Annotated in this window: 24 protein-coding genes; 13 read left to right on the forward strand and 11 right to left on the reverse strand. The window is 61.6% G+C overall.

The window, feature by feature from the left end; all coding sequences use genetic code 11:
• Positions 1-19 precede the first annotated feature (19 nt).
• The 4 genes from mdtD (at position 20) to yccS (ending at position 6,571) form a co-directional block, all read left to right on the forward strand.
• Positions 20-1,447 (forward strand): multidrug transporter subunit MdtD, encoded by a 1,428-nt coding sequence (mdtD, locus tag ACI512_RS00850; RefSeq protein WP_015886280.1) that lies wholly within the window; start codon positions 20-22, stop codon positions 1,445-1,447.
• Positions 1,448-1,577: 130 nt separating this feature from the next.
• The gene (dbpA, locus tag ACI512_RS00855; RefSeq protein WP_231809651.1) at positions 1,578-2,915 is read left to right on the forward strand and encodes an ATP-dependent RNA helicase DbpA; all 1,338 of its coding nucleotides are present in this window, start codon (positions 1,578-1,580) and stop codon (positions 2,913-2,915) included.
• A gap of 159 nt (positions 2,916-3,074) precedes the next feature.
• Positions 3,075-4,253, forward strand: coding sequence for an NAD(P)/FAD-dependent oxidoreductase (locus tag ACI512_RS00860; protein WP_015886282.1), 1,179 nt, complete (start codon positions 3,075-3,077; stop codon positions 4,251-4,253).
• A gap of 134 nt (positions 4,254-4,387) precedes the next feature.
• Positions 4,388-6,571: a YccS family putative transporter gene (gene yccS / locus ACI512_RS00865; RefSeq protein ID WP_015886283.1), complete on the forward strand. Its 2,184-nt coding sequence runs from the start codon at positions 4,388-4,390 to the stop codon at positions 6,569-6,571.
• A gap of 104 nt (positions 6,572-6,675) precedes the next feature.
• Here yccS and ACI512_RS00870 read toward each other — a convergent pair whose 3' ends face one another.
• Complete coding sequence (locus tag ACI512_RS00870) at positions 6,676-7,413, reverse strand: ABC transporter substrate-binding protein (RefSeq protein ID WP_093542493.1); 738 nt, start codon at positions 7,411-7,413, stop codon at positions 6,676-6,678.
• A gap of 201 nt (positions 7,414-7,614) precedes the next feature.
• On the opposite strand from ACI512_RS00870, the gene ACI512_RS00875 reads away from it, so the two are divergent.
• A complete protein-coding gene (locus ACI512_RS00875; protein ID WP_231809641.1) occupies positions 7,615-8,067 on the forward strand; it encodes a GNAT family N-acetyltransferase in 453 nt (150 codons plus the stop codon).
• 104 nt (positions 8,068-8,171) lie between these two features.
• Here ACI512_RS00875 and ACI512_RS00880 read toward each other — a convergent pair whose 3' ends face one another.
• Genes ACI512_RS00880 through ACI512_RS00890 form a run of 3 tightly spaced genes read right to left on the reverse strand, consistent with a single transcriptional unit; the run spans position 8,172 to position 11,137 of the window.
• The gene (locus ACI512_RS00880) at positions 8,172-8,468 is read right to left on the reverse strand and encodes a helix-turn-helix domain-containing protein (protein ID WP_015886286.1); all 297 of its coding nucleotides are present in this window, start codon (positions 8,466-8,468) and stop codon (positions 8,172-8,174) included.
• 19 nt (positions 8,469-8,487) lie between these two features.
• Entirely contained in the window at positions 8,488-8,988 is a 501-nt protein-coding gene (locus ACI512_RS00885) for a M48 family metallopeptidase (protein WP_015886287.1), read from the reverse strand.
• 43 nt (positions 8,989-9,031) lie between these two features.
• Entirely contained in the window at positions 9,032-11,137 is a 2,106-nt protein-coding gene (locus tag ACI512_RS00890; RefSeq protein WP_236381531.1) for a bifunctional diguanylate cyclase/phosphodiesterase, read from the reverse strand.
• A 313-nt stretch (positions 11,138-11,450) separates the two neighbouring features.
• Here ACI512_RS00890 and ACI512_RS00895 point away from each other — a divergent pair, with 313 nt between their 5' ends.
• A complete protein-coding gene (locus ACI512_RS00895) occupies positions 11,451-12,116 on the forward strand; it encodes a polysaccharide lyase family 7 protein (protein ID WP_043206023.1) in 666 nt (221 codons plus the stop codon).
• Between the two features lie 462 nt (positions 12,117-12,578).
• Entirely contained in the window at positions 12,579-12,872 is a 294-nt protein-coding gene (locus ACI512_RS00900) for a fructose-bisphosphate aldolase (RefSeq protein WP_236379648.1), read from the forward strand.
• 59 nt (positions 12,873-12,931) lie between these two features.
• Here the strand turns inward: ACI512_RS00900 and fba are convergent, their stop codons facing one another.
• The 6 genes from fba to tkt form a co-directional block, all read right to left on the reverse strand.
• Positions 12,932-13,996 carry a class II fructose-bisphosphate aldolase gene (fba, locus tag ACI512_RS00905; protein WP_003177554.1) on the reverse strand — a complete coding sequence of 355 codons (1,065 nt, stop codon included), beginning with the start codon at positions 13,994-13,996 and terminating at the stop codon, positions 12,932-12,934.
• A gap of 280 nt (positions 13,997-14,276) precedes the next feature.
• On the reverse strand, positions 14,277-14,609 hold the full coding sequence (locus ACI512_RS00910; RefSeq protein ID WP_015886291.1) for an MliC family protein: 333 nt from the start codon (positions 14,607-14,609) through the stop codon (positions 14,277-14,279).
• A 61-nt stretch (positions 14,610-14,670) separates the two neighbouring features.
• The gene (locus ACI512_RS00915) at positions 14,671-14,898 is read right to left on the reverse strand and encodes a hypothetical protein (protein WP_064054293.1); all 228 of its coding nucleotides are present in this window, start codon (positions 14,896-14,898) and stop codon (positions 14,671-14,673) included.
• A gap of 29 nt (positions 14,899-14,927) precedes the next feature.
• Positions 14,928-16,091, reverse strand: a complete 1,164-nt coding sequence (locus ACI512_RS00920; RefSeq protein ID WP_236379649.1) for a phosphoglycerate kinase — start codon at positions 16,089-16,091, stop codon at positions 14,928-14,930.
• A gap of 17 nt (positions 16,092-16,108) precedes the next feature.
• Positions 16,109-17,164: an erythrose-4-phosphate dehydrogenase gene (gene epd / locus ACI512_RS00925; protein WP_058415149.1), complete on the reverse strand. Its 1,056-nt coding sequence runs from the start codon at positions 17,162-17,164 to the stop codon at positions 16,109-16,111.
• A 142-nt stretch (positions 17,165-17,306) separates the two neighbouring features.
• Complete coding sequence (tkt, locus tag ACI512_RS00930; protein WP_231809645.1) at positions 17,307-19,304, reverse strand: transketolase; 1,998 nt, start codon at positions 19,302-19,304, stop codon at positions 17,307-17,309.
• 259 nt (positions 19,305-19,563) lie between these two features.
• Here tkt and ACI512_RS00935 point away from each other — a divergent pair, with 259 nt between their 5' ends.
• The 5 genes from ACI512_RS00935 (at position 19,564) to ACI512_RS00955 (ending at position 24,540) form a co-directional block, all read left to right on the forward strand.
• Positions 19,564-20,559 (forward strand): metalloregulator ArsR/SmtB family transcription factor, encoded by a 996-nt coding sequence (locus ACI512_RS00935; protein ID WP_015886296.1) that lies wholly within the window; start codon positions 19,564-19,566, stop codon positions 20,557-20,559.
• Positions 20,560-20,578: 19 nt separating this feature from the next.
• Positions 20,579-21,769, forward strand: coding sequence for a methionine adenosyltransferase (gene metK / locus ACI512_RS00940; RefSeq protein WP_015886297.1), 1,191 nt, complete (start codon positions 20,579-20,581; stop codon positions 21,767-21,769).
• Between the two features lie 222 nt (positions 21,770-21,991).
• Positions 21,992-22,342 (forward strand): hypothetical protein, encoded by a 351-nt coding sequence (locus ACI512_RS00945; protein WP_043206029.1) that lies wholly within the window; start codon positions 21,992-21,994, stop codon positions 22,340-22,342.
• Positions 22,343-22,437: 95 nt separating this feature from the next.
• Positions 22,438-24,102: an NAD-dependent DNA ligase LigB gene (gene ligB, locus ACI512_RS00950; RefSeq protein WP_236379650.1), complete on the forward strand. Its 1,665-nt coding sequence runs from the start codon at positions 22,438-22,440 to the stop codon at positions 24,100-24,102.
• Between the two features lie 42 nt (positions 24,103-24,144).
• A complete protein-coding gene (locus tag ACI512_RS00955; RefSeq protein WP_015886300.1) occupies positions 24,145-24,540 on the forward strand; it encodes a DUF1090 domain-containing protein in 396 nt (131 codons plus the stop codon).
• A 6-nt stretch (positions 24,541-24,546) separates the two neighbouring features.
• Here ACI512_RS00955 and ACI512_RS00960 read toward each other — a convergent pair whose 3' ends face one another.
• A complete protein-coding gene (locus tag ACI512_RS00960; RefSeq protein WP_231809648.1) occupies positions 24,547-24,996 on the reverse strand; it encodes a cytochrome c in 450 nt (149 codons plus the stop codon).
• A 129-nt stretch (positions 24,997-25,125) separates the two neighbouring features.
• Between ACI512_RS00960 and ACI512_RS00965 the strand changes: the two genes are divergently transcribed.
• Positions 25,126-26,310 (forward strand): murein transglycosylase A, encoded by a 1,185-nt coding sequence (locus ACI512_RS00965; protein ID WP_236379651.1) that lies wholly within the window; start codon positions 25,126-25,128, stop codon positions 26,308-26,310.
• Positions 26,311-26,418 lie beyond the last annotated feature (108 nt).

The raw sequence follows: 26,418 nt of genomic DNA on the forward strand, positions 1-26,418 counted from the left end.
GCTAACAAAAAGGTTTTCCATGCCGAATCGCGTCCCGCTCGATGCCAAGACCGCCCGCTGGCTCCCCTGGGTGGTCGCGATTGCCTTCTTCATGCAGTCGCTGGACGGGACGATCCTCAACACCGCTTTGCCGGCCATGGCCCGGGACCTCGCGGAAAACCCGCTGCGCATGCAAGGGGTGGTGATCGCGTACATGCTCACCGTCGCCTTGCTGATCCCGGCCTCGGGCTGGATCGCCGACCGCTTCGGCACCAAGAAAATCTTCTTTGGCGCAATCATGCTGTTCAGCATTGGCTCGCTGCTGTGCGCCTTGTCCAGCAGCTTGACCATGCTGGTGGGCGCACGGGTGATCCAAGGGTTGGGCGGCGCGCTGATGCTGCCGGTGGGACGACTGGTGGTGCTGCGTGCCTACCCCCGCTCCGAGCTGGTGCGCATCATGGGCTTCATCACCATCCCCGGCCTGCTCGGCCCGTTGCTCGGCCCGACGATGGGCGGCTGGATGGTGCAATACCTGACCTGGCACTGGATCTTCCTGATCAACCTGCCGGTGGGCATGGTCGGTTGTTATGCCGTGTGGAAACTGATCCCCGACCTGCGGGGCAGTGAACGCACGCGCTTCGACGGTATCGGCTTTCTGTTGTTTGGCGCGGCGATGGTGCTGATCACCATCGCCATGGAAGGCCTGGGCGAACTGCACCTGCCGCACCTGCGGGTGATGTTGCTGCTGTTCGGTGGGCTGGCGTGCCTGGCAGCGTATTGGCTGCGCGCCGGGCATATCGACAACCCGTTGTTTTCGCCGGTGCTGTTCAAGACGCGCACCTTCGCCGTGGGCATTCTGGGTAACCTGTTCGCGCGCCTGGGCAGCGGCGCACTGCCGTTCCTGGTGCCGCTGCTGTTGCAGGTCGCGCTGGGTTACTCGCCGTCCGAAGCGGGCATGAGCATGTTGCCCCTGGCCGCCGCGGCGATGTTTGCCAAATCCATCGCCCGCACGCTGATCGAACGCCTCGGCTACCGCATCGTGCTCACCGGCAACACCCTGGCGCTGGGCATCATGCTCGCCAGCATGGGCCTGGTCAGCGAGCACACGCCCTACCCGCTGCTGTTGTGCATGCTGGCGGTACTGGGGGCGATCAACTCCCTGCAATTTACCGCGATGAACACCGTCACCCTGATCGACCTCGATGATGCCCAGGCCAGCAGCGGCAACAGTTTGCTCTCGGTGGTGGCGCAATTGTCGCTGAGCCTCGGGGTGGCGTGCGCCGGTGCACTGCTGGGCGGATTTACCGCCGAAACGGGCAATGACGGGGTAGAAAGCGTGCTTGGCGCGTTCCAGTTGACCTTCCTCACTGTAGGCATCATGGCGATGCTGGCGGCGGCGATCTTCCTGCAACTGTCGCCAAAAGACGGCAAACGTGTGGTCAGCCGTGAGCACGACATTGAGCACTGACAGGCTTCTCGTCTAGAACTTGCAGGGAAATTCCCACGAGACTGGTACACTGCGCGACATTTTGTTTTGCAGAGCCAGTCCCGTGACTACCATCGCCACCGCTTTTAATACTTTGCCCCTGTCCGCCGCCATGCTGGCTAACCTCGACTCGCTGGGTTATGTCGAGATGACGCAGATCCAGGCGCAAAGCTTGCCGGTGATCCTCAAAGGGCTGGACCTGATTGCGCAGGCCAAGACCGGCAGCGGCAAGACCGCTGCGTTCGGCATCGGCCTGTTGAACCCGATCAACCCGCGCTACTTCGGCTGCCAGGCCCTGGTCATGTGCCCGACCCGTGAGCTGGCCGACCAGGTTGCCAAGGAAATCCGTCGCCTGGCCCGCGCGGAAGACAACATCAAGGTGCTGACCCTGTGCGGCGGCGTGTCCCTCGGCCCGCAGATCGCCTCCCTGGAACACGGTGCCCACGTCATCGTCGGCACGCCGGGCCGTATCCAGCAGCACCTGCGCAAGGGTTCGCTGGTGCTGGATGGCCTGAACACGCTGATCCTCGACGAAGCCGACCGCATGCTCGACATGGGCTTCTACGACGCCATCGAAGACATCATCAGCAAGACCCCGCCGCGCCGCCAGACCCTGCTGTTCTCGGCCACCTACCCGGTGAGCATCAAACAGCTGGCCTCGAAGTTCATGCGCGCGCCGCAGCAAGTGAAGGCCGAAGCGTTCCACTCCGATGACCAGATCGAGCAGCGTTTCTACGAAATCTCGCCGGAAGAGCGCATGGAAGCCGTGACCAAGGTCCTGGCGCACTTCCGCCCGGCCTCCTGCGTCGCCTTCTGCTTCACCAAGCAGCAAGTGCAGGAAACCGTGGATCACCTGACCGCCAAGGGTATTTCCGCCGTCGGCCTGCATGGTGACCTGGAACAGCGCGACCGTGACCAGGTACTGGCGATGTTCGCCAACCGCAGCACGTCCGTGCTGGTGGCCACCGACGTCGCCGCCCGTGGCTTGGACATCGACTCGCTGGACATGGTGATCAACGTCGAACTGGCCCGCGATTCGGAAATCCACATCCACCGCGTCGGCCGTACCGGTCGCGCCGGTGAGACCGGGATTGCCATCAGCCTGGTCGCCCCGTCCGAAGCACACCGCGCGCAGGCCATCGAGCAACTGCAGAAGTCGCCGCTGAACTGGGACCAACTGGACAACCTCAAGCCGCAAAGCGGTGGCCCGCTGCTGCCGCAGATGAGCACCTTGTGCATCGCTGCCGGGCGTAAAGACAAGGTTCGTCCGGGCGATATCCTCGGCGCACTGACCGGTGAAGCCGGTATCCCCGGTGCCCAGGTCGGCAAGATCGCGATCTTTGACTTCCAGGCGTTCGTGGCCGTGGAACGCGGGATCGCCAAGCAGGCGTTGCAGCGTTTGAACGACGGCAAGATCAAAGGCCGGTCGTTGCGCGTGCGGATCCTGTAACACGATCTCCCATTCAATGGAGATCCAATGTGGGAGGGGGCTTGCCCCCGATAGCAATCTATCAGTTACCGATGCACTGACTGACACACTGCTATCGGGGGCAAGCCCCCTCCCACATTTGACTGTATTTCAAATTAGAACGTGTATGAGGACATCGCTGTGCGCTCGACCGAAGTTGTGATCATTGGCGCCGGCGCCGCAGGCTTGATGTGTGCACTGACCGCCGCCGGGCGTGGGCGCAAGGTGATGTTGATCGACCATGCGAACAAGGCCGGCAAAAAGATCCTGATGTCCGGCGGTGGCCGCTGCAATTTCACTAACATGTACACCGAGCCGGCCAATTTCCTTTCGCACAACGAACACTTCTGTAAATCCGCCCTGGCCCGCTACACCCAGTGGGATTTCATCGGGCTGGTGGCCAAGCACGGCGTGCCGTACCACGAGAAGAAGCTCGGCCAGCTGTTCTGCGATAACAAATCCAGCGACATTCTCGGCATGCTGCTCGATGAATGCATTCAGGTCGGTGTGAGCATGCACCTGGACACGTCGGTCCAGGAGATTGCCAAGCTGGACGCCGGTTATCAGTTGCAAACCACCTTGGGTGAACTGCGCTGCGAATCCCTGGTGATCGCCACGGGCGGCCTGTCGATTCCGACCCTGGGCGCCACCGGCTTTGGTTACCAGGTGGCCAAGCAATTCGGCCATGAACTGCTGCCGACCCGCGCCGGGCTGGTACCGTTCACTATCACTGACCAGCTCAAGGACCTGTGCGGCGAGCTGTCCGGTACGTCGGTGGATTGCCTGGTGAGCTGCAACGGCCAGAGCTTTCGCGAGAACATTCTGTTTACCCACCGTGGCCTGAGCGGGCCGGCGATCTTGCAGATCTCCTCGTACTGGGAACCCGGCGACACCGTGGAGATCAACCTGCTGCCCGACCATGACGCTCACACCTGGCTGCAACAGCAACAGGCCGAGCGTCCGAACAGCGAGCTGAAAACCCTGCTGGGTGAGATCTTCACCAAGAAAATGGCCAACCTGCTGGCGGACAGCTGGTTTGTGTCCAAGCCGATGAAGCAGTACACCCACGCTGAAATCGCCGACATCGCGCAGAAACTCGGCAACTGGCAACTGGTGCCGGCGGGCACCGAGGGCTATCGCACCGCCGAAGTGACCCTGGGTGGCGTGGACACGCGGGAAGTGTCGTCCAAGACCATGGAATCGCTGAAAAGCCCGGGGTTGTACTTTATCGGTGAAGTGCTGGATGTGACCGGCCACCTGGGCGGGTTCAACTTCCAGTGGGCGTGGGCGTCGGGCTATGCAGCCGCGCAATACGCCTGACTGAAGGATGCACTCCCACATTTGGTTTAGGGTGTGTCTGGGAGATATTTTGCGAATTGATGTGATCGCCACGCTTGCCGTGGCGTCCTTGATAGCTCAATTTAACGGCATCGTCCCGGAAGACTCCAGCCTTCATGTCATCGACCTCGTTCAAGCAGTCCATGCGGCGCCTGTGGGCGCTGGATAAATTCAGCTACAGCATTCGGGTATTCATCGCCCTCACCGGCAGCATGGCGCTGTGCTGGTACCAAGATGAAATGACGCTGCTGATCCCACTGTTCTTGGGGATTATCGCCAGCGCCCTGGCCGAGACCGATGACAGCTGGCAAGGTCGCCTCAACGCCCTGGCAGTCACGCTGGTGTGTTTCAGCATCGCCGCACTGTCGGTGGAGTTGCTGTTCCCTTATCCCTGGATCTTCGCGATCTCCCTGGCCCTGGCCACCTTCTGCCTGACCATGCTGGGCGCCTTGGGCGAACGCTATGGCGCGATTGCCTCGGCGACGCTGATTCTGTCGGTGTACACCATGATCGGCGTGGACCAGCGCGGTGGCGCGGTCTCCGATTTCTGGCATGAACCGCTGCTGCTGGTGGCCGGTGCCGCCTGGTACGGCGTGCTGTCGGTGCTGTGGCAGGCGCTGTTTTCCAACCAGCCGGTGCAACAGAGCCTGGCGCGGTTGTTTCGCGAATTGGGGCGTTACCTCAAGCTCAAGTCGTCGTTGTTCGAACCGATCCGCCAACTGGATGTGGAAGCGCGGCGCCTGGAACTGGCGCAGCAGAACGGCCGGGTGGTGGCGGCGCTCAACGCGGCGAAGGAAATCATCCTGCACCGCGTAGGCAATGGTCGCCCCGGCTCGAAAGTCAGCCGCTACCTGAAGCTGTATTTCCTCGCCCAGGACATCCACGAACGCGCCAGCTCGTCCCACTACCCCTACAACGCGCTGGCCGAGGCCTTCTTCCACAGCGACGTGCTGTTCCGTTGCCAGCGCCTGTTGCGCCAGCAGGGCAAGGCCTGCCAGGCCCTGGCCGAATCGATTCAATTGCGCCAGCCGTTCATCTATGACGACAGCTTCGCCGAAGCCCTGGGCGACCTGAACGCGTCCCTGGAACACCTGCGCATCCAGAGCAACCCGGCCTGGCGCGGCCTGCTGCGCTCGTTGCGCGCCCTCGCGGCCAACCTGTCCACGCTGGATCGCCTGCTGGGCGACGCCAGCAACCCCGACAGCCTGGCGGACGCCACCGACAGCAACCTGCTGGACCGCGCCCCGCGCAACCTCAAGGAAATGTGGACGCGCCTGCGCACTCAGATGACGCCGACCTCGCTGCTGTTCCGTCATGCGCTGCGCCTGTCGCTGGCGCTGACCGTCGGCTACGGCATGTTGCATGCGATCCACGCCTCCCAAGGCTACTGGATCATCCTCACCACGCTGTTCGTGTGCCAACCGAACTACGGTGCTACGCGGCGCAAGCTCGGCCAGCGGATCATCGGCACCGCCATCGGCCTCACCGTGGCCTGGGCGCTGTTCGACCTGTTCCCGAGCCCCCTGGTGCAGTCGATGTTCGCCATCGCCGCCGGCCTGGTGTTCTTTATCAACCGCACCACCCGCTACACCCTGGCCACCGCCGCCATCACCTTGATGGTGCTGTTCTGCTTCAACCAGGTCGGCGATGGCTATGGGCTGTTCCTGCCACGCCTGTTCGATACCTTGCTCGGCAGCTTGATTGCGGGCCTGGCGGTGTTCCTGTTCCTGCCGGACTGGCAAGGCCGGCGCCTGAACAAAGTGCTGGCCAACACCCTGACCTGCAACAGCATCTACCTGCGCCAGATCATGCAGCAATACGCCGCCGGCAAGAGCGACGACCTGGCCTACCGCCTGGCCCGGCGCAACGCGCACAACGCCGATGCGGCGCTGTCCACCACCTTGGCGAACATGTTGATGGAGCCAGGGCACTTCCGGAAGGAGGCGGACGTAGGCTTCCGTTTCCTGGTGCTGTCGCACACATTGCTCAGCTACTTGTCAGGGTTGGGTGCGCATCGGGAAACCCAACTGCCGGCCGAGGTGCGTGAGCACTTGATCGAAGGCGCCGGTAATACCTTGGCGGCGAGCATCGATGACATCGCCAGCGGGCTGGCCAACAAGCAGCCGATTGCGATTCAGAGCGATGCCGAGGAAGCACTGGCGGCGGACCTGGAGCAGATGCCGGATGAGATTGATGAAGGGCAACGGTTGGTGCAGACGCAACTGGCGTTGATTTGTCGCCAGTTGGGGCCGTTGCGCACGCTGGCAGCACATTTGATCAAGGACACCCGCGCGGCTTAGCCCGCTATCGGGAGCAAGCCCCCTCCCACATTCGACCGCCTTCCCAATGGATGTCCGCGGTTAAATGTGGGAGCGGCTTGCTCGCGAAGAGGCTCTGAAGAGCACTACATCCCGTGCTGCTTCATCAACCGCGCGTAACTGCCATCAGCCTTCATCTTGACAATCTCTCGGTCAAAGGCAGCGACGATCTGCTCATGCTCCGGGTGTTTCAGGCTGACCAGGATATGCAGGCTGTTTTCGCTCAACGGCTGGGGTAAAAACTCCACCGCATTGCGCACCCGCGCCGATTCACGGGACAGGTAATAGCGCGCCACATATTCATCCTCCAACGTCAGCCGCACCCGCTGCGCCGCGAGCATGCGCACCGCCATGGCGAAGTTATGCACAGGGACTTTCTGTAGCTGAGGGTCCCCATCGAACGCCGCCGAATAGGCATACCCGCGCACCACGGCGATGGGGTAGTCGTGCAGTTGCGCGAGGTTCTGGAATTCGATGGGATCGTCGCGGCGCTTGATGAAGCGCACGCGGTTGAGCAGGTATTCGCCGGAGAACTGCCCCAGCTGTGTGCGGGCATCGTCATACCAGGCGTTGACCAGCACGTCATAGCGCCCATCGCCCACGCCCATCAGCGCACGGGCCCACGGCACCTGTTCAAAATCACTCGCATAGCCCGCACGGGCCAGGGCGGTGCTGACGATGTCCGTGGCCAGCCCGCCGTTGATCAGGGTGGAATCGGTAAACGGTGGCCAGGCATCCGCCACAAGGCGCAGGCGCTGTGCGAACGCAGGTGTCGCCAGCAACAACACTCCAATCAAAGCAACGGCACGAGAGAATCGCGGCATGCTCAAAATCCTTGACAGGCAGGCGGTGGCCTTAGCCCAGGCGGGGCCCGAGGTTCTAACAGTAGCTCAGATTACACAAAGAAGCCGACGGCAAACGCACTCAATGATGGCAATTTGATTTCACTCACAAAAATAGCTCACTTAGACAGCATTGCCGGCTGCGCTTACTATCCGGAACAGACATTGATAAGAGAACACGCCATGACAGTTGAATGGGTCTGCAAGCATCACGACGACTTGGGCAAGGAGCAGCTTTACGCCATCTTGCGCTTGCGCAACGAGGTCTTTGTCGTGGAGCAAAAATGCCTTTACCAGGATCTTGACGGGCAGGACTTGTCGGGCGACACCCACCACCTGATGGCCTGGCAGGATGATCAACTCGTGGCGTACCTGCGCCTGCTGGACCCGGAGTCCCAGGGCGGCGATGTGGTGATCGGCCGAGTGATTGTGGCGCCCGTGGCGCGCGGCACCGGGCTGGGGCATCGGATGATGGAAGAGACGCTAGAGCGGATTGCCGATATATGGCCGCAGACGCCGATGTTTCTGTCAGCCCAGGCGCATTTGCAGGGGTATTACGGGCGGTATGGGTTTGTGGTGGCGGGTGAGGAATACCTTGAGGATGATATTCCCCATATAGGGATGCGCCGCGCCTGAGGGCCTCTTCGCAGGCAAGCCAGCGCCCACATTCGAGAGTATTCACCGATCAAAGGTGGGAGTGGGCTTGCCCGCGATAGCGCCAGTTCACACACCGCCGAACTTCAGGGATACCCCAGCACCTGCTTCACCGAAGCCAGATTCGCCTCGATCCACCGCCGATCAATCGCTCCCCAGCTGCGAATCCGATAGTGCCCGGCGTGGTTGCGGGCGCCGTCCTCCTGTTCGAACTCACACACGATATCCAAGTCGGCCAATGCCGCAATCGTATCCTGGGCCGTACGCCGAGGCATGCCCGTGGCGTCGGTCAGCGCCGGGACGCTGCTCGCCTGGCCGCTGTCGATCAGGTACGCCACATACAGGCGACGGTAGAAGCTGCTCTTGGTCTTGCTCACATCCATGGTCGGTCGCCTTGTGTGGTCAGGGTTTGCCCTGCAGGTCGCGGTACGTGAGGTAGACCCGCAGGTCGAATTCCACCTGATGGTAGCCCGGCATCATGTACTCACAGAGTTTGTAGAACGCCTTGTTGTGGTCCGACTCCTTGAAGTGCGCCAGTTCGTGCACCACGATCATGCGCAGGAACTCGGGCGCGGCCTCCTTGAACAGCGCCGCAATGCGGATCTCTTTCTTGGATTTAAGATTGCCGCCCTGCACCCGCGAAATCGTCGTGTGCAGGCCGAGGGCGCGGTGGGTCAGGTCCAGGCGGTTATCAAACAGCACTTTGTCGATGGCCGGCGCGTTGCGCAGGTGCTCCTGCTTCAAGGCCAGGGCGTAGGCGTACAGGGCCTTGTCGCTCTGTACCGCGTGGCGCTCGGGGTAACGCTGTTCCAGGTAAGCGCCCAACTGATCCTTGGCGATCATCTGGCGCACTTGTTCTTGGAGGGCTGCGGGATAAGCCTGGAGGTATTTCAGCGCGGTCATGGGGCTCGGCAACAGGGTTCGGAGGGTCGCCAGTGTAACGAATTCAACGCACGCGGGCGCGTGACCAGTCCAGCACGTCCTCGGCCACCATCGGCTGCGCGGCCCACGGGCCCTGGATATACGCGCAACCATTGGCCTTGAGCCATTGGGCTTGCTCCGAGGTTTCCACACCTTCGGCGACCACGAGCACATCAAAATGCCCGCACAGCTCGATGATGCTGCGCGCCATCACCGCATCCCGTGCGGAGCCCGGCAGGCGGGCGATCAACTGCGGGTCGAGCTTGAGGGTGTCGAAGGCCAGGTCGCGCAGATGGGCCAGGGAACAGTTGCCCGAACCGAAGTCATCCAGGGCAATCCGCACACCGATCTGGCGCAATAACTTCAGCTGCTTGCCGGACTCTTCCAGGTTACTCGTCAGGCTGTCTTCGCTGATTTCCACCTCCAACTGGCGCCCATGCAACCCATGGCGCTCAAGCACCTGCTGCAGTTGGGCCGCCAGGTTGGGCATATTGAACTGATGGCTGCTCAAGCTCACGCTCAGCACCAGTTCCTGATCGAAGGTGGCTTGCCACGCCAGGCGCTGGGCGGCGACCTGTTGGTAAATCCAGCTACTCAGCTGGCTGATCAAGCGCGCCTCTTCCAGCAATGGCAAGAACAGCCCTGGCGGCACATCGCCGACACTCGGATGCTGCCAGCGCAACAGCGCCTCTACACCGCGCAAACGCCCGTCCGCCAGGGAAACCTGGGGCTGGTAGACCAGGGTGAAATCCTTGTTTTGAATCGCCGTGCGCACGCTGTCTTCCAGCATCAGGCGCGAACGGGCGCGGCCGTTCATTTCCTGGTCGTAATAGCGATATTGCTGACGGCCCGCACGCTTGGCTTCGTACATGGCGATGTCAGCCGCGCGCAGCAGGCCGTTCAAGTCCGAGCCGCAATCCGGGAACGTGGCGATGCCGATGCTGACGCCGAGCATCACATCCAGGCCATCCACCTGTTGGCAGATCGACACGCGTTCGATCAGTTTTTCCGCGATCTTCGCCGCTTGCTCGGGGAACTCCAGCTCTAAAAGCGCGGTGAATTCGTCACCGCCCATGCGCCCCAGAATGTCATAGGAGCGCAGGCAACTCTGTAACTGCTCCGAGACCCAGCGCAATACCCGGTCGCCGGCGTCATGGCCCAGGGAATCATTGACCCGTTTGAAGCCGTCAAGGTCCAGGTAGAGCAATACCAGCGATTGCTCTACCCGCTCGCTGCGCAGCAGGGTGTTCTCCACCGCCTGATAAAAACCACGCCGATTGAGCAGCCCGGTCAGCGGGTCAGTGACGGCCTGGAACTCCAGTTGTTGGTGCAGGTGGCGCACCTCGGACATGTCCAGCACCGTCACCACCATGGCCTTCTGTTCGGCCGGCAACGGTGCACAGGACAAGGCCACGGGCACCTGCTGGCCTCGGCCGGTGCGCAAAATCGCATCGTGCAGGCGCCAGGTTTTGCCGTCGCGGTAACCGGCATACATCTGCGACTCCAGCCACGCGGGCACATGGGGTTTCTGCAGGAAGCTCAAGAACTCTTGCCCCTGCAACTCATCCATCGTGGCATTGAGCAGGCGTGAAATCGCCGGGTTGGCGTACTCGATCACGCCCTCCTCACTCACCACCAGAATGCCTTCGGCGGCGTTGTCCAACACCGATGCATTAAAGGCGCGGGCAGACTCCAAATCATGACTCAGGCGCTGCAAGGCACGGCGATTGCGCTGGTGCTCCAGCAACGCCTGGACCTTGGGCTTGAGGATATGCGGGTCGAAGGGCTTGAACAGGTAATCGATGGCACCGCTGGCGTAGCCCTCCAGCACAGCGGCCGGGGATTGCGCATTGGCACTGAGGAAGATGATCGGCGTCATGCGGGTGCGCTGGTTGCCACGCATCAGGCGGGCCACCTCGAAGCCGTCCATGCCGGGCATTTTCACGTCCAGTAACACCAGGTCGACGTCATGCTTGAGCAGTAACTCCAGGGCTTCCACACCGGAACCGGCGGTGACCACTTGCCAGTCTTCGCGCTGTAAAAGTGCACGCATGCTGACCAGGTTTTCCGGATAGTCATCGACTACCAGTAAAACCGATCCGCCATCGCCTAGGTGTGGAGCGCAATCCATGCTACGTCTCTTCCTTGAAGGAGCTGCTCCGGTCACTTCTGGTATAAAACCCGGACAAATACTGAGGCCTCACTCTAGCCTCGGTTCCGGAAAATCAGAAGTGACCGCGGTGCCATCATCGCGCCAAAGTTCAGGAAGCCGACTAACGGTCAGGGTCTGGAGGCCACGGCGCATGGGAAACATGGCTTTTTGGCATTCCTTTGGCGCCAATAATTTGCCAGGGATTAATTAACAAGCGCAGGACTACCGCCTATAAAGAACCTGTCTGGCCCAAGGGCCATAGCCTATACCCCTCTGTAAAAAGGCCTACGCCATGATTGATCTTTCCACCTGGAACCTGAGCATTCCGGTCGGCTCCCCGCCCGCCACCATCGAGACCCCAAAGCTGATGAGCGGCTTCAAGGACCAGTATTTCCAGGCCGAAGGCAGCAACGTGCAATTCTGGACCCCCGTCACCGGCACCCGCACCGAAAATGCCGTGTACCCGCGCAGCGAATTGCGCGAGACCTACGCCGATGGGCGCCTGCGCAACTGGACCTACCCGGATGCGGACAACTTCCTGCGCGCCACCCTGACCGTCAATCAAGTGCCCTCTACCGGCAAAATCGTGATTGGGCAGATTCATGCGTACGACAGCCAGAAGCCGTTGATCAAGCTGGAATACCAATTCAAGGAAAAAACCCAGACCGGCAATATCGTCGCCAAGGTGCGCATGCGCCCGGATGACGGCGAAGGGCGGGTGATCACCGTGGCGTCGAATGTGCCGCTGGAGAAGAGCTTCACCTACGTGATCAACCTCAATAAGGCGGGGTTACTGAGTGTGTACGCCGCGGACGGTGAGTGGAATGAGCGCATTGGTGCGGCGTGGGGCGCCAAGCCGCTGTACTTCAAGGCGGGGGCGTATGTGCAGGACAACAGTGGGGACAGCAAGGAAGGCGCGCGGGTGACGTTTGCCAAGTTGGATATTGATCACGACTGAGCATCGCCTCGTCTCGTGTAGGCCATGTCCTAACACGCCCAGAGATCATTCGCATTTTTGAGCGCGCCAACGAACCCTGTGGGAGCCGGGCTTGCCCGCGATGACGGTGTATCAGCCGAACTATTCGCTGACTGGCACACCGCCATCGCGGGCAAGCCCGGCTCCCACAGGGGTTCTGTGTCCTACAGGGCCGTTGCGGCGAATCAGGTCGGCGCTTATAGTTCGCCCCGTCGCCGGCATTGAATGGCGATAGGGTTTCGCAGCCCTACCGAGTTAAAACCACAACCGTCAAAGCAGCCCCGGTATTCTTGCCGATGGCCGTCTTTGTTATGGCGGTTGTGCGTGGGAGACCTTCGGGTCTGCCGGGTCTTAACTCCTCGGTCTGCGAACCCGCGCACAGCTGCCACCCTATTTGTTTCGCAGCAAACGGTGGCCATTCTTCACTTGAGTTAAGGATTTGCCATGAAGAACCAACTACCGCCCCGCCGCTTCTACCCCTGCGCCGAAAACGCTACCGATAACCCCGTCCTCTTGATCGACAGCACCGCCCCATTGCTGGACCTCCACGCCTGCCTGCGAGAACGCCTTAACGCCGCCCTCGAACACCTCAACCTGATGGCCTGCTCCAGCCTGCCGGACTTCGCCGAGCGTGACCTGAACAATGTGGCCAATACGGCGCGCATTCTGGTGCAGGACGTCAGCGATGTGTTCCGCGTCATCGAACACCGTGGTTTCGATACCCTCAACGCCGCCTGACACAATCGCAGCCATAAAAAAGCCCGCATCGCTGCGGGCTTCTTTTAAACGTCCTAGGCTCAGTTCACCTTGGCGTTCAACTCACCTTTCAGGTAACGCTGGTACATCGCTTCCAACGAGATCGGCTTGATCTTCGAAGCGTTACCCGCAGTGCCGAACGCTTCGTAGCGTGCGATACACACATCGCGCATCGCGGTCACGGTAGCGCCGAAGAATTTACGCGGGTCGAACTCGCTCGGGTTGGTCGCCATCAAACGGCGCATCGCACCCGTGGACGCCAAACGCAAGTCGGTGTCGATGTTGACCTTGCGCACGCCGTACTTGATGCCTTCGACGATTTCTTCAACCGGTACGCCGTAGGTTTCTTTGATGTCGCCGCCGTACTGGTTGATGATCGCCAGCCACTCTTGCGGGACCGAGGAAGAACCGTGCATCACCAGGTGGGTGTTAGGGATGCGCTTGTGGATTTCCTTGATGCGGTCGATGGCCAGCACGTCGCCGGTAGGCGGCTTGGTGAACTTGTAGGCGCCGTGGCTGGTGCCGATGGCAATAGCCAGGGCATCAACTTGGGTCTTCTTCACGAAGTCAGCGGCTTCTTCCGGGTCGGTCAGCATCTGGCTGTGATCCAGCACGCCTTCGGCGCCGATGCCGTCTTCTTCGCCGGCCATGCCGGTTTCCAGGGAACCCAGGCAGCCCAGCTCACCTTCAACCGATACGCCGCAGGCGTGAGCCATGGCCACGGTTTGTTGGGTGACGCGGACGTTGTATTCGTAGTCGGTCGGGGTCTTGCCGTCTTCGCCGAGGGAGCCGTCCATCATGACCGAGCTGAAGCCCAGTTGGATGGAGCGCTGGCACACGTCAGGGCTGGTGCCGTGGTCCTGGTGCATGCACACCGGGATGTGTGGGAACTCTTCGATCGCAGCAAGGATCAGGTGACGCAGGAAGGGCGCGCCGGCGTATTTGCGCGCACCGGCCGAAGCCTGGACGATCACGGGGGAGTCGGTCTTGTCAGCGGCTTCCATGATGGCGCGCATCTGCTCAAGGTTGTTGACGTTAAAGGCTGGGACGCCGTAGCCGAACTCGGCTGCGTGGTCCAGCATTTGACGCATGCTGATAAGTGCCATTGTGTTGTCTCTCCCGGTCGAGGGTCGTTAATCGTGCAAGCCTGCCGTAGCGGCGGCTGCTATTCAAGTTATTGCGGGTCAGGGTTTGCATGCCTGGCCTGCTGAATCGTTATTGCTGATGAGGCTGACCCTAATTCCAGTCTGGAATCGAATCAATGTGGGAGGGGGCTTGCCCCCGATGGCTGCGGTTCACCCAACGAAGTCGGTGCCTGACACACCGCTATCGGGGGCAAGCCCCCTCCCACATTTGGATCTCATTAATTTCAAGACCCTGGTGTCTCTATTGGGCTTTACAGCCCCGCCCGATCAAATCATCGGTGGCGACCCAGTAAACCAGGCCTTCCTCACCTTTTGTGTGAAACGCCAGCTGATCGTTGGCATACAGCACACCCGAGGCGGCAACCTCCTGCTTGAGGCGATAAACCTGGTCGGAACCGCCGAGGCGTACATCCACCTCGCTACGAGCCTGGTTGGCAAAGCGCCAGTTGACCTCGGCCTTGCTGTCGCAGGTCCAGGTGGTCCATTTATCGGCAGGCTCTGCCTTGTTGAACATGTTCATGCTGCTGCAGCCGGCCAACAGGGCCAGGGCTGCCAGGGCGAAAACGCCTTTCATTGCCAATCCTCACAGGGCGACCAGGGGGCCGCCGCTGCTGTCGGTTAGTTGATCAGACCCATCAAGGGCAACCCTGTTCCTGACCGTTGGGCGCGGAGTCGTATTTCTCCAGCCGTTCGTTGCCGATGCGCTTGTTGATCACCGGCATGGTCTCGGCTTGCCAGTCCGCCTGGTAGCAGCTTTTTTTCTGCTGCGCCGCAGGCTTTCCAGCTTCCGGCTCTGCGTTTGGCGTGCTGCCGCAGCCCGCCAACAGGCCCGCTGCGGTCAACACTGCCAACGACTTGATCATGGGAATACTCCTTTTCCGGATCACGCGCCTTAACCTTTGGCCCGGGTTTCCAGCACTTCAACGGCCGGCAGGACTTTGCCTTCGACGAATTCAAGGAATGCGCCGCCACCGGTAGAAATGTAGGAGATCTGGTCAGCAACGCCATATTTATCGATGGCCGCGAGGGTGTCGCCGCCGCCGGCGATGGAGAATGCCGAGCTTTCGGCGATGGCCTTGGCCAGCACTTTGGTGCCGTTGCCGAACTGGTCGAACTCAAACACGCCGACCGGACCGTTCCACAGGATGGTCTGGGAAGCTTTCAGCAGTTCGGCGAAGTTGGCCGCGGTTTGCGGGCCGATATCCAGGATCATGTCGTCGTCAGCCACGTCAGCGATCAGCTTGACGGTGGCTTCGGCGCTTTCGGCAAATTCCTTGGCGACGACCACGTCCACCGGCAGCGGCACGCTGACTTTGGCGGCGATGGCACGAGCGGTGTCGAGCAGGTCCGGCTCGTACAGGGACTTACCCACCGGGTGACCGGCAGCGGCCAGGAAGGTGTTGGCAATGCCGCCGCCGACGATCAGCTGATTACAGATCTGGCTGAGGCTGTTGAGCACGTCCAGCTTGGTGGACACCTTGGAGCCAGCGACGATGGCGGCCATCGGTTGCGCCGGAGCGCCCAGAGCCTTGCCCAGTGCATCCAGTTCAGCGGCCAGCAGCGGGCCAGCAGCGGCAACCTTGGCGAACTTGGCCACGCCGTGGGTCGAACCCTCGGCGCGGTGAGCGGTGCCGAACGCGTCCATCACGAACACGTCGCACAGCGCAGCGTATTGCTGGGCCAGCTCGTCGTTGTTCTTTTTCTCGCCTTTGTTGAAGCGCACGTTTTCGAACAGCACGATGTCGCCGGCCTTCACGTCAACGCCACCCAGGTAGTCAGCCACCAGCGGCACGTCGCGGCCCAGGGCTTTGCTGAGGTACTCGGCTACCGGCTTGAGGCTGTTTTCGGCGGAGAACTCACCTTCGGTCGGACGACCCAGGTGGGAGCAGACCATCACGGCCGCGCCTTTTTCCAGGGCCAGCTTGATGGTCGGCAGCGAGGCCAGGATTCGCGCATCGCTGGTGACAACACCGTCCTTGACTGGGACGTTGAGGTCTTCGCGAATCAGTACGCGCTTACCTTGCAGATCGAGGTCGGTCATCTTCAACACGGTCATGGGTGGCAGTTCCTGAATTACTGTTGAGGTTGTTTAGAGGCGATATGCAGATAATGTTCCGCAACGTCGAGCATTCGGTTGGCAAAACCCCATTCGTTGTCGAACCAGGCCAGGATGTTCACCAGCCTCGGGCCGGAAACGCGGGTCTGGCTGGCATCGACAATGGCCGAATGCGGGTCATGGTTGAAATCACAACTGGCGTGGGGCAACTCGGTGTAGGCCAGCAAGCCTTTGAGCGGCCCGCTGGTGGCGGCGTCGCGCAGGATCCGGTTGACCTCCGTCGCATCGGTGTCGCTGACGGTTTGCATGGTGATGTCCAGGCAGGACACGTTCACCGTCGGCACCCGTACGGCTTTGGCCTGGATTCGCCCGGCAAGTTCCGGCAACAGTCGCTCGATACCGCGTGCCAGCCCGGTGGACACCGGAATCACTGACTGGAACGCCGAGCGCGTGCGGCGCAGGTCTTCGTGATGGTAGGCGTCGATCACCGGCTGGTCGTTCATCGCCGAGTGAATCGTGGTGATCGACACGTAGTCCAGCCCGATCGCCTGATCCAACAGGCGCAACAATGGCACGCTGCAGTTGGTGGTACAGGAGGCGTTGGACACCAGCAGCTCGTTGCCGGTCAGGCAATCCTGGTTGATGCCGTAGACGATGGTGGCGTCGACATCCGCCTCGCTTGCCATCGGCTGGGAAAACAGCACACGCGGTGCGCCAGCGTCGAGGAAACGCTGGCCATCGGCACGGGTGTGATAAGCACCGGAGCATTCCAACACCAGGTCGACGCCCAGCGCAGCCCAGTCGATGCCCTCGGGGGTGGCACTGCGCAGGACTTTCACGCAGTCGCCATTGATATGCAGACAATCGCCCTCGACCCGCACTTCGCCGGGGAACCGGCCGTGTGTGGAGTCAAAGCGTGTCAGGTATTCGATGCTGGCCATGTCGGCCAAATCGTTGATCGCGACAATTTCAAACCCGGCAGCCGCCCCTCGCTCGAACAGAGCACGCAAGACGCAACGACCAATGCGGCCGTAGCCGTTGAGTGCAACTTTGTAGGGACGCGGTTGGGGCATGGGGTTCTCGATTACCTTGGGTAATGGGGTGAATGTGCCACCGCCTTCGCGAGCAAGCCCGCTCCCACAGTTGAAATGCATTCCAAATGTGGGAGCGGGCTTGCTCGCGAAGGCGTCAGTACAGCCACCCCAATCTACAGCCTTAGTCTTCCAGCAGCTCTTCAGCCTGACCCAGGATATTTTCCAGGGTGAAGCCGAACTCTTCGAACAACGCTGGCGCCGGCGCCGACTCACCGTAGGTGGTCATGCCGATCACGCGGCCTTCCAGGCCCACGTACTTGTACCAGTAGTCGGCATGCGCCGCTTCGATGGCGATACGCGCGCTGACCTGCAACGGCAGCACCGATTGCTTGTAGCCGGCGTCCTGGGCTTCGAACACGCTGGTGCACGGCATGGACACAACACGCACGTTGCGGCCTTGGGCGGTCAGCTTGTCGTAGGCCTGGACGGTCAGGCCCACTTCGGAACCGGTGGAGATCAGGATCAGCTCCGGCTCGCCGATGCAGTCCTTGAGCACGTAGCCGCCACGGCTGATGTCGGCGATCTGTGCGTCGGTACGCACTTGGTGCTGCAGGTTCTGGCGCGAGAAGATCAGCGCCGAAGGGCCGTCCTTGCGTTCGATGGCGTGCTTCCAGGCCACGGCGGATTCGACCGCGTCGGCTGGGCGCCAGCAATCCAGGTTCGGCGTGGTACGCAGGCTGGTCAGTTGCTCGACCGGCTGGTGCGTCGGACCGTCTTCGCCGAGGCCGATGGAGTCGTGGGTGTACACGTGGATGACGCGCTTCTTCATCAGCGCAGCCATGCGTACGGCGTTGCGGGCGTATTCCATGAACATCAGGAAGGTCGCGCCGTAAGGCACCAGGCCACCGTGCAGGGACACGCCGTTCATGATGGCGCTCATGCCGAACTCGCGTACGCCGTAGTACATGTAGTTGCCGCTGGCGTCTTCAGCCGAAACACCTTTGCAGCCTTTCCACAGGGTCAGGTTGGAACCGGCCAGGTCGGCGGAACCGCCGAGGAACTCAGGCAGCAGCGGGCCAAAAGCGTTCAGGGTGTTCTGGCTGGCTTTACGGCTGGCGATGGTCTCGCCCTTGGCCGCGACTTCGGCGATGTAGGCCGAGGCTTTTTCCGAGAAATCGGCAGGCAGGTCACCGGCCAGGCGGCGTACCAGTTCGTTGGCAAGCTCCGGGAATTCGGCGGAGTAGGCCGCAAAACGCTGGTCCCACTCGGCTTCGGCGGCCAGGCCTTTTTCCTTGGCATCCCACTCGGCATAGATGTCGGCCGGGATTTCGAACGGGCCGTGGTTCCACTTCAGCGCTTCACGGGTCAGGGCGATTTCCGCGTCACCCAGCGGGGCGCCGTGGCAGTCTTCTTTGCCCTGCTTGTTCGGCGAACCGAAACCGATGGTGGTCTTGCAGCAGATCAGGGTCGGCTGAGCGCTCTTGCGGGCGGTGTCGATGGCAATCTTGATTTCTTCCGGATCGTGGCCGTCGACGTTGCGGATCACCTGCCAGTTGTAGGCTTCGAAACGCTTAGGGGTGTCATCGGTGAACCAGCCTTCGACTTCGCCGTCGATGGAGATGCCGTTGTCATCGTAGAACGCGATCAGCTTGCCCAGGCCCAGGGTACCGGCCAGGGAAGCGACTTCGTGGGAAATGCCTTCCATCATGCAGCCATCACCCAGGAACACGTAGGTGTGGTGGTCGACGATGTCGTGGCCGGGGCGGTTGAACTGCGCGCCCAGGACTTTTTCCGCCAGCGCGAAGCCCACGGCGTTGGCCAGGCCTTGGCCCAGGGGACCGGTGGTGGTCTCGACGCCTGGGGTGTAGCCGAATTCAGGGTGGCCGGGGGTGCGGCTGTGCAACTGGCGGAAGCTCTTGAGGTCATCGATGGTGACGTCGTAGCCGGTCAGGTGCAGCAGCGAATAAATCAGCATCGAGCCGTGGCCGTTGGACAGCACGAAGCGGTCACGGTCGGCGAACGATGGGTTGCTCGGGTTGTGTTTCAGGTAGTCACGCCAAAGTACCTCGGCGATATCCGCCATGCCCATCGGGGCACCGGGATGGCCGCTGTTGGCTTTTTGCACGGCATCCATGCTGAGGGCACGAATGGCGTTGGCACGCTCACGACGGCTGGGCATCGCTGATCTCCTGGGGTTTGCTGAAAAGAAACGGAAAAAAGGACCGGCATTTTCCCTCAGCCACCGCCTGCGGGCAATGACAGATAGTCACTTGTGGGTGTTTTTCCTGTGCTTTGGGCGGCATTCGCTTGCAGAAACCGTTAACCGGTTCGTCTAAAGGTTATAGCGGCTGCTTATAACCCCCACTTATCGATCAATATCAAAACTTTTTGATATTGGCCTTGCGAGGACTCCCACCCGTCTCTAGACTGCTGGCCTTATGAACCTACCCATGCCCTCCCTGCGTCCTGACGACGGCGATGAACTGGCAGCCTTATGCAAGGCCGCTGGCGACCCGTTGCGTTTGAACGTATTGCGCGCACTGGCCAACGATTCCTTCGGCGTATTGGAACTGGCGCAGATCTTCGCCATCGGCCAATCCGGCATGAGTCATCACTTGAAGGTGCTGGCCCAGGCCGACCTGGTGGCTACCCGCCGCGAAGGCAATGCGATTTTCTACCGTCGCGCCCTGCCCCACACCGAGTTGCTTGGCGGCAAGCTGCACGCCGCGCTGCTCGAAGAGGTGGACAACCTGGGTCTGCCGGGCGATGTGCAGTCGCGCATCGGCCAAGTCCATGGGCAACGCGCCGCCGCGAGCCAGGACTTTTTCGCACGGGTCGCCGAGAAATTTCGCGCCCAACAGGACTTGATCGCCGGTTTGCCGCAATACCGCGACAGCGTACTGGCGCTGCTCGACAAGCTGAGCTTCAGTGAGGAGGCCACCGCGCTGGAGGTCGGCCCAGGCGACGGCGGTTTCTTACCGGACCTGGCGCGGCGCTTCCAGCAGGTCACCGCCCTGGACAACAGCCCGGCGATGCTCGAACTGGCGCGCCAGCTGTGCGAACGCGAAGCGCTGGGCAATGTCAGCCTGCAGCTGGCGGACGCATTGAATAGCACGGCGTTAAAGGCCGACTGCGTGGTGTTGAATATGGTCTTGCACCATTTCGCCGCCCCCGCCGACGCCCTCAAGCAAATGGCCGGGCTGCTGCACCCCGGCGGTAGCCTGCTGGTGACAGATTTATGCAGCCACAACCAGAATTGGGCCAGGGAGGCCTGCGGTGATCTATGGTTGGGTTTTGAACAGGACGATCTGGCCCGTTGGGCCACCGCTGCGGGACTCGTTCCCGGGGAAAGCCTCTATGTAGGTTTACGTAATGGTTTCCAGATCCAGGTCCGCCATTTTCAGCGGCCGGCTGGCGACACTCACCATCGGTAAATATCAGGAAAACATCGAGATGAGCGAATACTCCCTTTTCACCTCCGAGTCCGTGTCTGAAGGGCATCCGGACAAAATCGCCGACCAGATTTCTGACGCGGTGCTGGACGCCATCATTGCTGAAGACAAGTTCGCCCGTGTGGCGTGCGAGACTCTGGTGAAAACCGGTGTAGCGATCATCGCTGGCGAAGTGACCACCACCGCCTGGGTCGACCTGGAGCAGATCGTCCGTGACGTGATCACCGACATCGGCTACACCAGCTCCGACGTCGGTTTCGACGGCGCGACCTGCGGCGTGATGAACATCATCGGCAAGCAGTCCCCAGACATCAACCAAGGCGTCGACCGTGCCAAGCCGGAAGACCAGGGCGCCGGCGACCAGGGCCTGATGTTCGGCTACGCCAGCAACGAAACCGACGTGCTGATGCCTGCACCGATCACCTTCTCGCACCAACTGGTGCAACGTCAGGCCGAAGCGCGTAAGTCCGGCCTGCTGCCGTGGTTGCGCCCGGACGCCAAGTCCCAGGTCACCTGCCGTTACGAAGGCGGCAAAGTCGTGGGTATCGACGCCGTTGTATTGTCGACCCAGCACAACCCGGACGTGTCCTACGCCGACCTGCGTGAAGGCGTGATGGAGCTGATCGTCAAGCACGTGCTGCCGGCCGAGCTGCTGAGCAAGGACACCCAGTTCCACATCAACCCGACTGGCCAGTTCATCATCGGTGGCCCGGTAGGCGATTGCGGCCTGACCGGTCGCAAGATCATCGTCGACAGCTACGGCGGCATGGCCCGTCACGGCGGTGGCGCGTTCTCGGGTAAAGATCCTTCCAAGGTTGACCGTTCCGCCGCTTACGCCGGTCGTTACGTGGCCAAGAACATCGTCGCCGCCGGCCTGGCCGAGCGTTGCGAGATCCAGGTGTCCTACGCTATCGGTGTGGCCCAGCCTACGTCGATCTCGCTGAATACCTTCGGCACCGGCAAGATCAGCGATGACAAGATCGTCAAGCTGGTGCGTGAGATCTTCGACCTGCGCCCTTACGCGATCACCACCATGCTCGACCTGCTGCACCCGATGTACCAGGAAACCGCAGCCTACGGCCACTTCGGTCGTACCCCTGCGCAGAAGACGGTCGGCGACGACACCTTCACCACCTTCACCTGGGAAAAAACCGACCGCGCCAACGACCTGCGGATTGCCGCCGGCCTGTAATCGCTCTCGGTACACAAAAGCCCCGCCGGGTTCGCCCGGCGGGGCTTTTTATTGCGCCGTCATTTGCGCGATGGCCTTCACGTTTTTTGGATCCAAACCTTGCAGGCTCAATGATGGCCCTCTAGAATCCGCGCCCTCTCGGGCCCGTCACCTTATTTGGATATTGCCCTGCGCCAGCCCGGGACTCATCAGCGCGCAGGCAATCGAACATTGAGGTTTTCCATGCGCATCTCCACGCTCGCCCCTGCCGCCCTCCTGCTCAGCCTGTTTGCCTTGCCGGCAAACGCCGCCGACCTGAGCGCACTGAGTGGTGCCCTGAGTTCCCAACTGGGCGGCGGCAACTCCGGCGACTGCCAGAAGCAAGCCAACGACCTGCAAGCCAAGATCGATGCAGCCGAGGCCCAGAAGGACAGCTTGAAAGTGAAAGCCTTCAAAGCGGCGCAGGACCAGATCAACAAAGGTTGTAACAAACTCACTGAGGCCCAGGCCAAAGCCGACGCCAAGCAGCAAACCCAAGAGGCCAAGGCCGATAAGCCCGACGCGGTAAAAGCCCTGGGCGGCCTGTTCAAGTAAATAGAAACACCCCGTAAAGAGCCCCGCACTGCCGGGGCTTTTTTGTGGCCGCGTGGATCATTTAGGCTGGGCACCCTTTCCGAGCAAGGATGCTCATGATGCACTTACTGTTTGCCCTTTTACTCAGCGCCCTACCCTGCTGGGTGTGGGCCCAAGCGTGCTCCGATGAAGCCCGAGCACACGTCAGTACCCTGGCCGAACAGATACGCCAATGGGATGACAGTTACCACCGGCTTGGCCAGTCCCCGGTGAGCGACGAACTCTACGACCAGGCGCGCCAGCGCCTGGCTCAGTGGCATCAGTGCTTCCCCGCCCCCACCGCCACACCCAACAACCCACTGGCGAGTTCACGTGGCGCCCAGCCTCACCCCGTTGCGCATACAGGCCTGGAGAAACTGCTGGACGAACACGCAGTCGACGCCTGGCTGGGCACACGAAAGGATGTCTGGATTCAACCCAAGGTGGACGGTGTTGCGGTGACCCTGGTGTATCAACAGGGTCGCCTGCGCCAAGTCATCAGTCGAGGCGATGGCGTCATGGGCCATGACTGGTCTGCCTCCGCGCGCAAAATCCCCGGCATTGTCCAGCAGTTGCCCGACCCCATCGACCTGGTACTGCAAGGCGAACTCTATTGGCGCCTCGACGACCATGTGCAATCGGCCAGCGGCGGGCTCAATGCCCGCAGCAAGGTGGCCGGATTGATGAACCGCAAACACTTGGGCGACACCGATGCCGCCGGTATTGGCCTGTTCGTCTGGGCTTGGCCACAAGGGCCGGCAGCCTTTACCGAGCGCCTTTCCACACTGAAACGTTGGGGGTTCACTGACACCCAGCGCTTCAGCCAGCCCATCCGGAACATCAGCGAAGCCGCGCACTGGCGCGCCTATTGGTATGGCCATCCACTGCCGTTCGCCAGCGATGGGGTGGTGTTGCACCAGGCGCAGCACGCCCCTGCCGAGCGTTGGCAGGTCAGTACACCCTACTGGGCGGCCGCCTGGAAGTACCCGACGACCAAGGCCCTGGCGCTGGTGCGCGACGTGCAATTCAAGATCGGCCGTACCGGGCGCATCACACCCATGCTGGAATTGGAACCGGTGCGCTTGGATGACCGGCAGATCAGCCGGGTGAGCGCCGGCTCATTGAAGCGCTGGCAATCGCTGGATATCCGCCCTGGCGACCACGTCTCCATCAGCCTGGCGGGCCAGGTGATCCCTCGGCTGGATGAGGTCATCCTGCGCAGCAGCACAAGGGCGGACTTGCCCGTGCCCAATCCGGGGAAATTCCATGCCTTGAGTTGCTGGCAACTGGACCCCGGTTGCGAGGAGCAGTTGCTGGCGCGCCTTTCCTGGCTGAGCGGCAACCAGGGCCTCGCCTTGCCACACATTGGCCGCGAGACCTGGAACGTATTGATCCAGGCCGGTCTAATCGCAGGCTTTCTCGATTGGTTAACCCTGGATACGGCAGAGCTTGCTAACATTGATGGCTTCGGTGATCGCACCCGTGCGCGCGTGGTCGACAGCTTCCACAGCGCGCGGCAACGGCCCTTCGCACAATGGCTCAAGGCCTTGGGTGTACCGCCTGCGGCACGTAATAACCTGGAAGGCGACTGGCAGACGCTGGTCGCCAGAGACACCCAGGCCTGGCTGGCCATCGATGGCATCGGCCCGGGCCGCGCAGCGCAACTGAGCGCTTTTTTTCGCGACCCGCACGTACGGGGCTTGGCTGAAACATTACGCGTGGCGGGGATAGACGGTTTTTGAACCTGCTGTCCGCGCCATCAGATTGCGACTTTGGAGCCCCACATGAAATTTCTAGCCCCCTTTGCCTTGCTGACCGTCGCAAGCTTCATGGCCACGCCGCTGCTGGCCGCCGAAGAAGCCCCTCAGCTCACCGGCTGCGCGGCCAAGCGCCAAGCCATCAGCACCCAGATCGAACAGGCCAAGGTCCACGGCAACAGCGAACAACAAGCCGGCCTGGAAAAAGCCCTGAGCGAAGTCACTGCCAACTGCACCGACGCCTCCCTGAGGAAAGAGCGGGAAAACAAGGTGCTCGACGCCAAGCATGAAGTCAGCCGCCGTCAGGCCGACCTCGACAAGGCCATGAAAAAAGGCGACGCGGACAAGATCAACAAGCGTAAGGACAAACTCGCCGAGTCCCGCAAGGAACTGCAGGACGCGGTGGAAGAACTCGACCAGTAAAACCGGTCAGTGGTCCCGGAACTGTTTATGGCAGGCGCTGCAGGCATCTTCGACTTTCTGCACCGCAGGCCCCAGGTTGCTGGCCTTGTAAGGCTGCACTTGGCTGGCGGTCACCAATTCACCGGTGGCCGTTTCAAGGTTGCGGGCCAGTTGCTGGAATTGCGCCTGTTTCTGCCAGACATCGTCCTTGGCGCTGGTGTGATCCTCTTCACGCACGCTCGGAAAATGTTTCCATGGTTCATGGGACAACGCGTCCAGCTTGACTGCACCGTCGGCGAATTTCGCGCCGTCGAACGGGATGCGCCCGCGCAGCATGCCGCCCAGGTCTTCGCCGGTCTTGAGCATCTGCTTGAAGATCGCCTTGCGCTGGCCCAGCGGCGAATTCGGATCAACGCCGCCACAGGCGGACAACGTCAGGCAGGCCAGCAGTACAACGGTCAGTCGTTTAAAAGTCATGGTGGCTTCGAGGTCACGGAAAACGGCGGCCAGTATCCTCGCCCCGCCCGCAAAGACCAATAGCCCTATTATTAATAAGGGTTGCCCAACAGCGCTGCGACGCGGGCAATCGCTTCAGGAAGTGTTTGTATGAATGTCAGCTTGAAACCCTGGAGCCGCCGCCTGGCGTGGGCTCTGCCGATGATCGCACTGCTGGCCGGCTGCGACGCGGGTAAAGAAACAGCCAAAGATGAAACTTCCAAACCCCACGCCGTCGCCACCTATGTGAGCGCACCGTGGGAAGCCTTGCCGACGGTGTCCGACAGCGATCTGCTGGCCGGTTTTGAATCCTGGCGCAGCGCCTGCCAACGGCTCAAGGCCGACCCGGTGTGGGGCGCGACCTGTGCGGCAGCCGCCACAGTGCCGAGCAATGCCTTGGCCGTGCGCGGGTTCCTCAAGGAGCGCCTGGATGTGTTCGGCCTGCGCTCGGCCGACAACACCCCGAACGGCTTGATCACCGGCTACTACGAACCGGTCTACCCCGGTAGCCTGACCAAGACCGCCAAGGCCAACGTGCCGGTGTACGGCGTGCCGGACGACCTGATCATCGTCAACCTGGAAAGCATCTACCCCGAGCTCAAGGGCAAGCGCCTGCGCGGTCGCCTGGAAGGTCGCGTGCTCAAGCCCTACGACGACGCCAGCGCCATCAACGGCCAGGGCTCCACGGCCAAGCCGATTGCCTGGCTGACGAACCCGATGGACCTGCAATTCCTGCAAATCCAGGGCTCGGGCCGCATTCAACTGGCCGGTGGGCGCCAACTGCGGGTCGGTTATGGCGACCAGAACGGCTACCCCTACCGCCCGATCGGTCGCTGGCTGGTGGAACAAGGCGAGCTGAAGAAGGAAGACGTGACCATGGGCGCCATCAGCGCTTGGGCCAAGGCGCATCCGCAGCGTATTCCGGAGCTGCTGGCGAGCAACCCAAGCTATGTGTTTTTCAGCGCACGGCCCGACAGCAATGAAGGCCCGCGCGGTTCCTTGAACGTACCGTTGACCGCCGGCTACAGCGTCGCGGTGGATCGCAAGGTGATTCCGTTGGGCAGTCTGCTGTGGCTTTCGACCACCAAGCCGGATGGTTCGCCCATCGTCCGCCCGGTAGCGGCACAGGACACCGGCGGTGCAATCACGGGTGAAGTGCGCGCGGACTTGTTCTGGGGCACTGGCGATGCGGCGGGTGAACTGGCGGGGAACATGAAGCAGCAGGGGCAAATCTGGATGTTGTGGCCCAAGGGCGCAGCATTGCCGCAAGTGCCGGATGCACCTGTCGGGAGCTGAAAACCGCTCCGCCACACTCGGTTTACCGTAGTGAGCGGGCTTGCCCCGCGCTGGGCTGCGCAGCAGCCCCCATCAGCCTCACGCAATTTATTCAGGCACACCGAGGCG

Origin of the sequence: Pseudomonas petroselini (assembly GCF_045037875.1) — a bacterium.
GTDB lineage: Bacteria > Pseudomonadota > Gammaproteobacteria > Pseudomonadales > Pseudomonadaceae > Aquipseudomonas > Aquipseudomonas petroselini.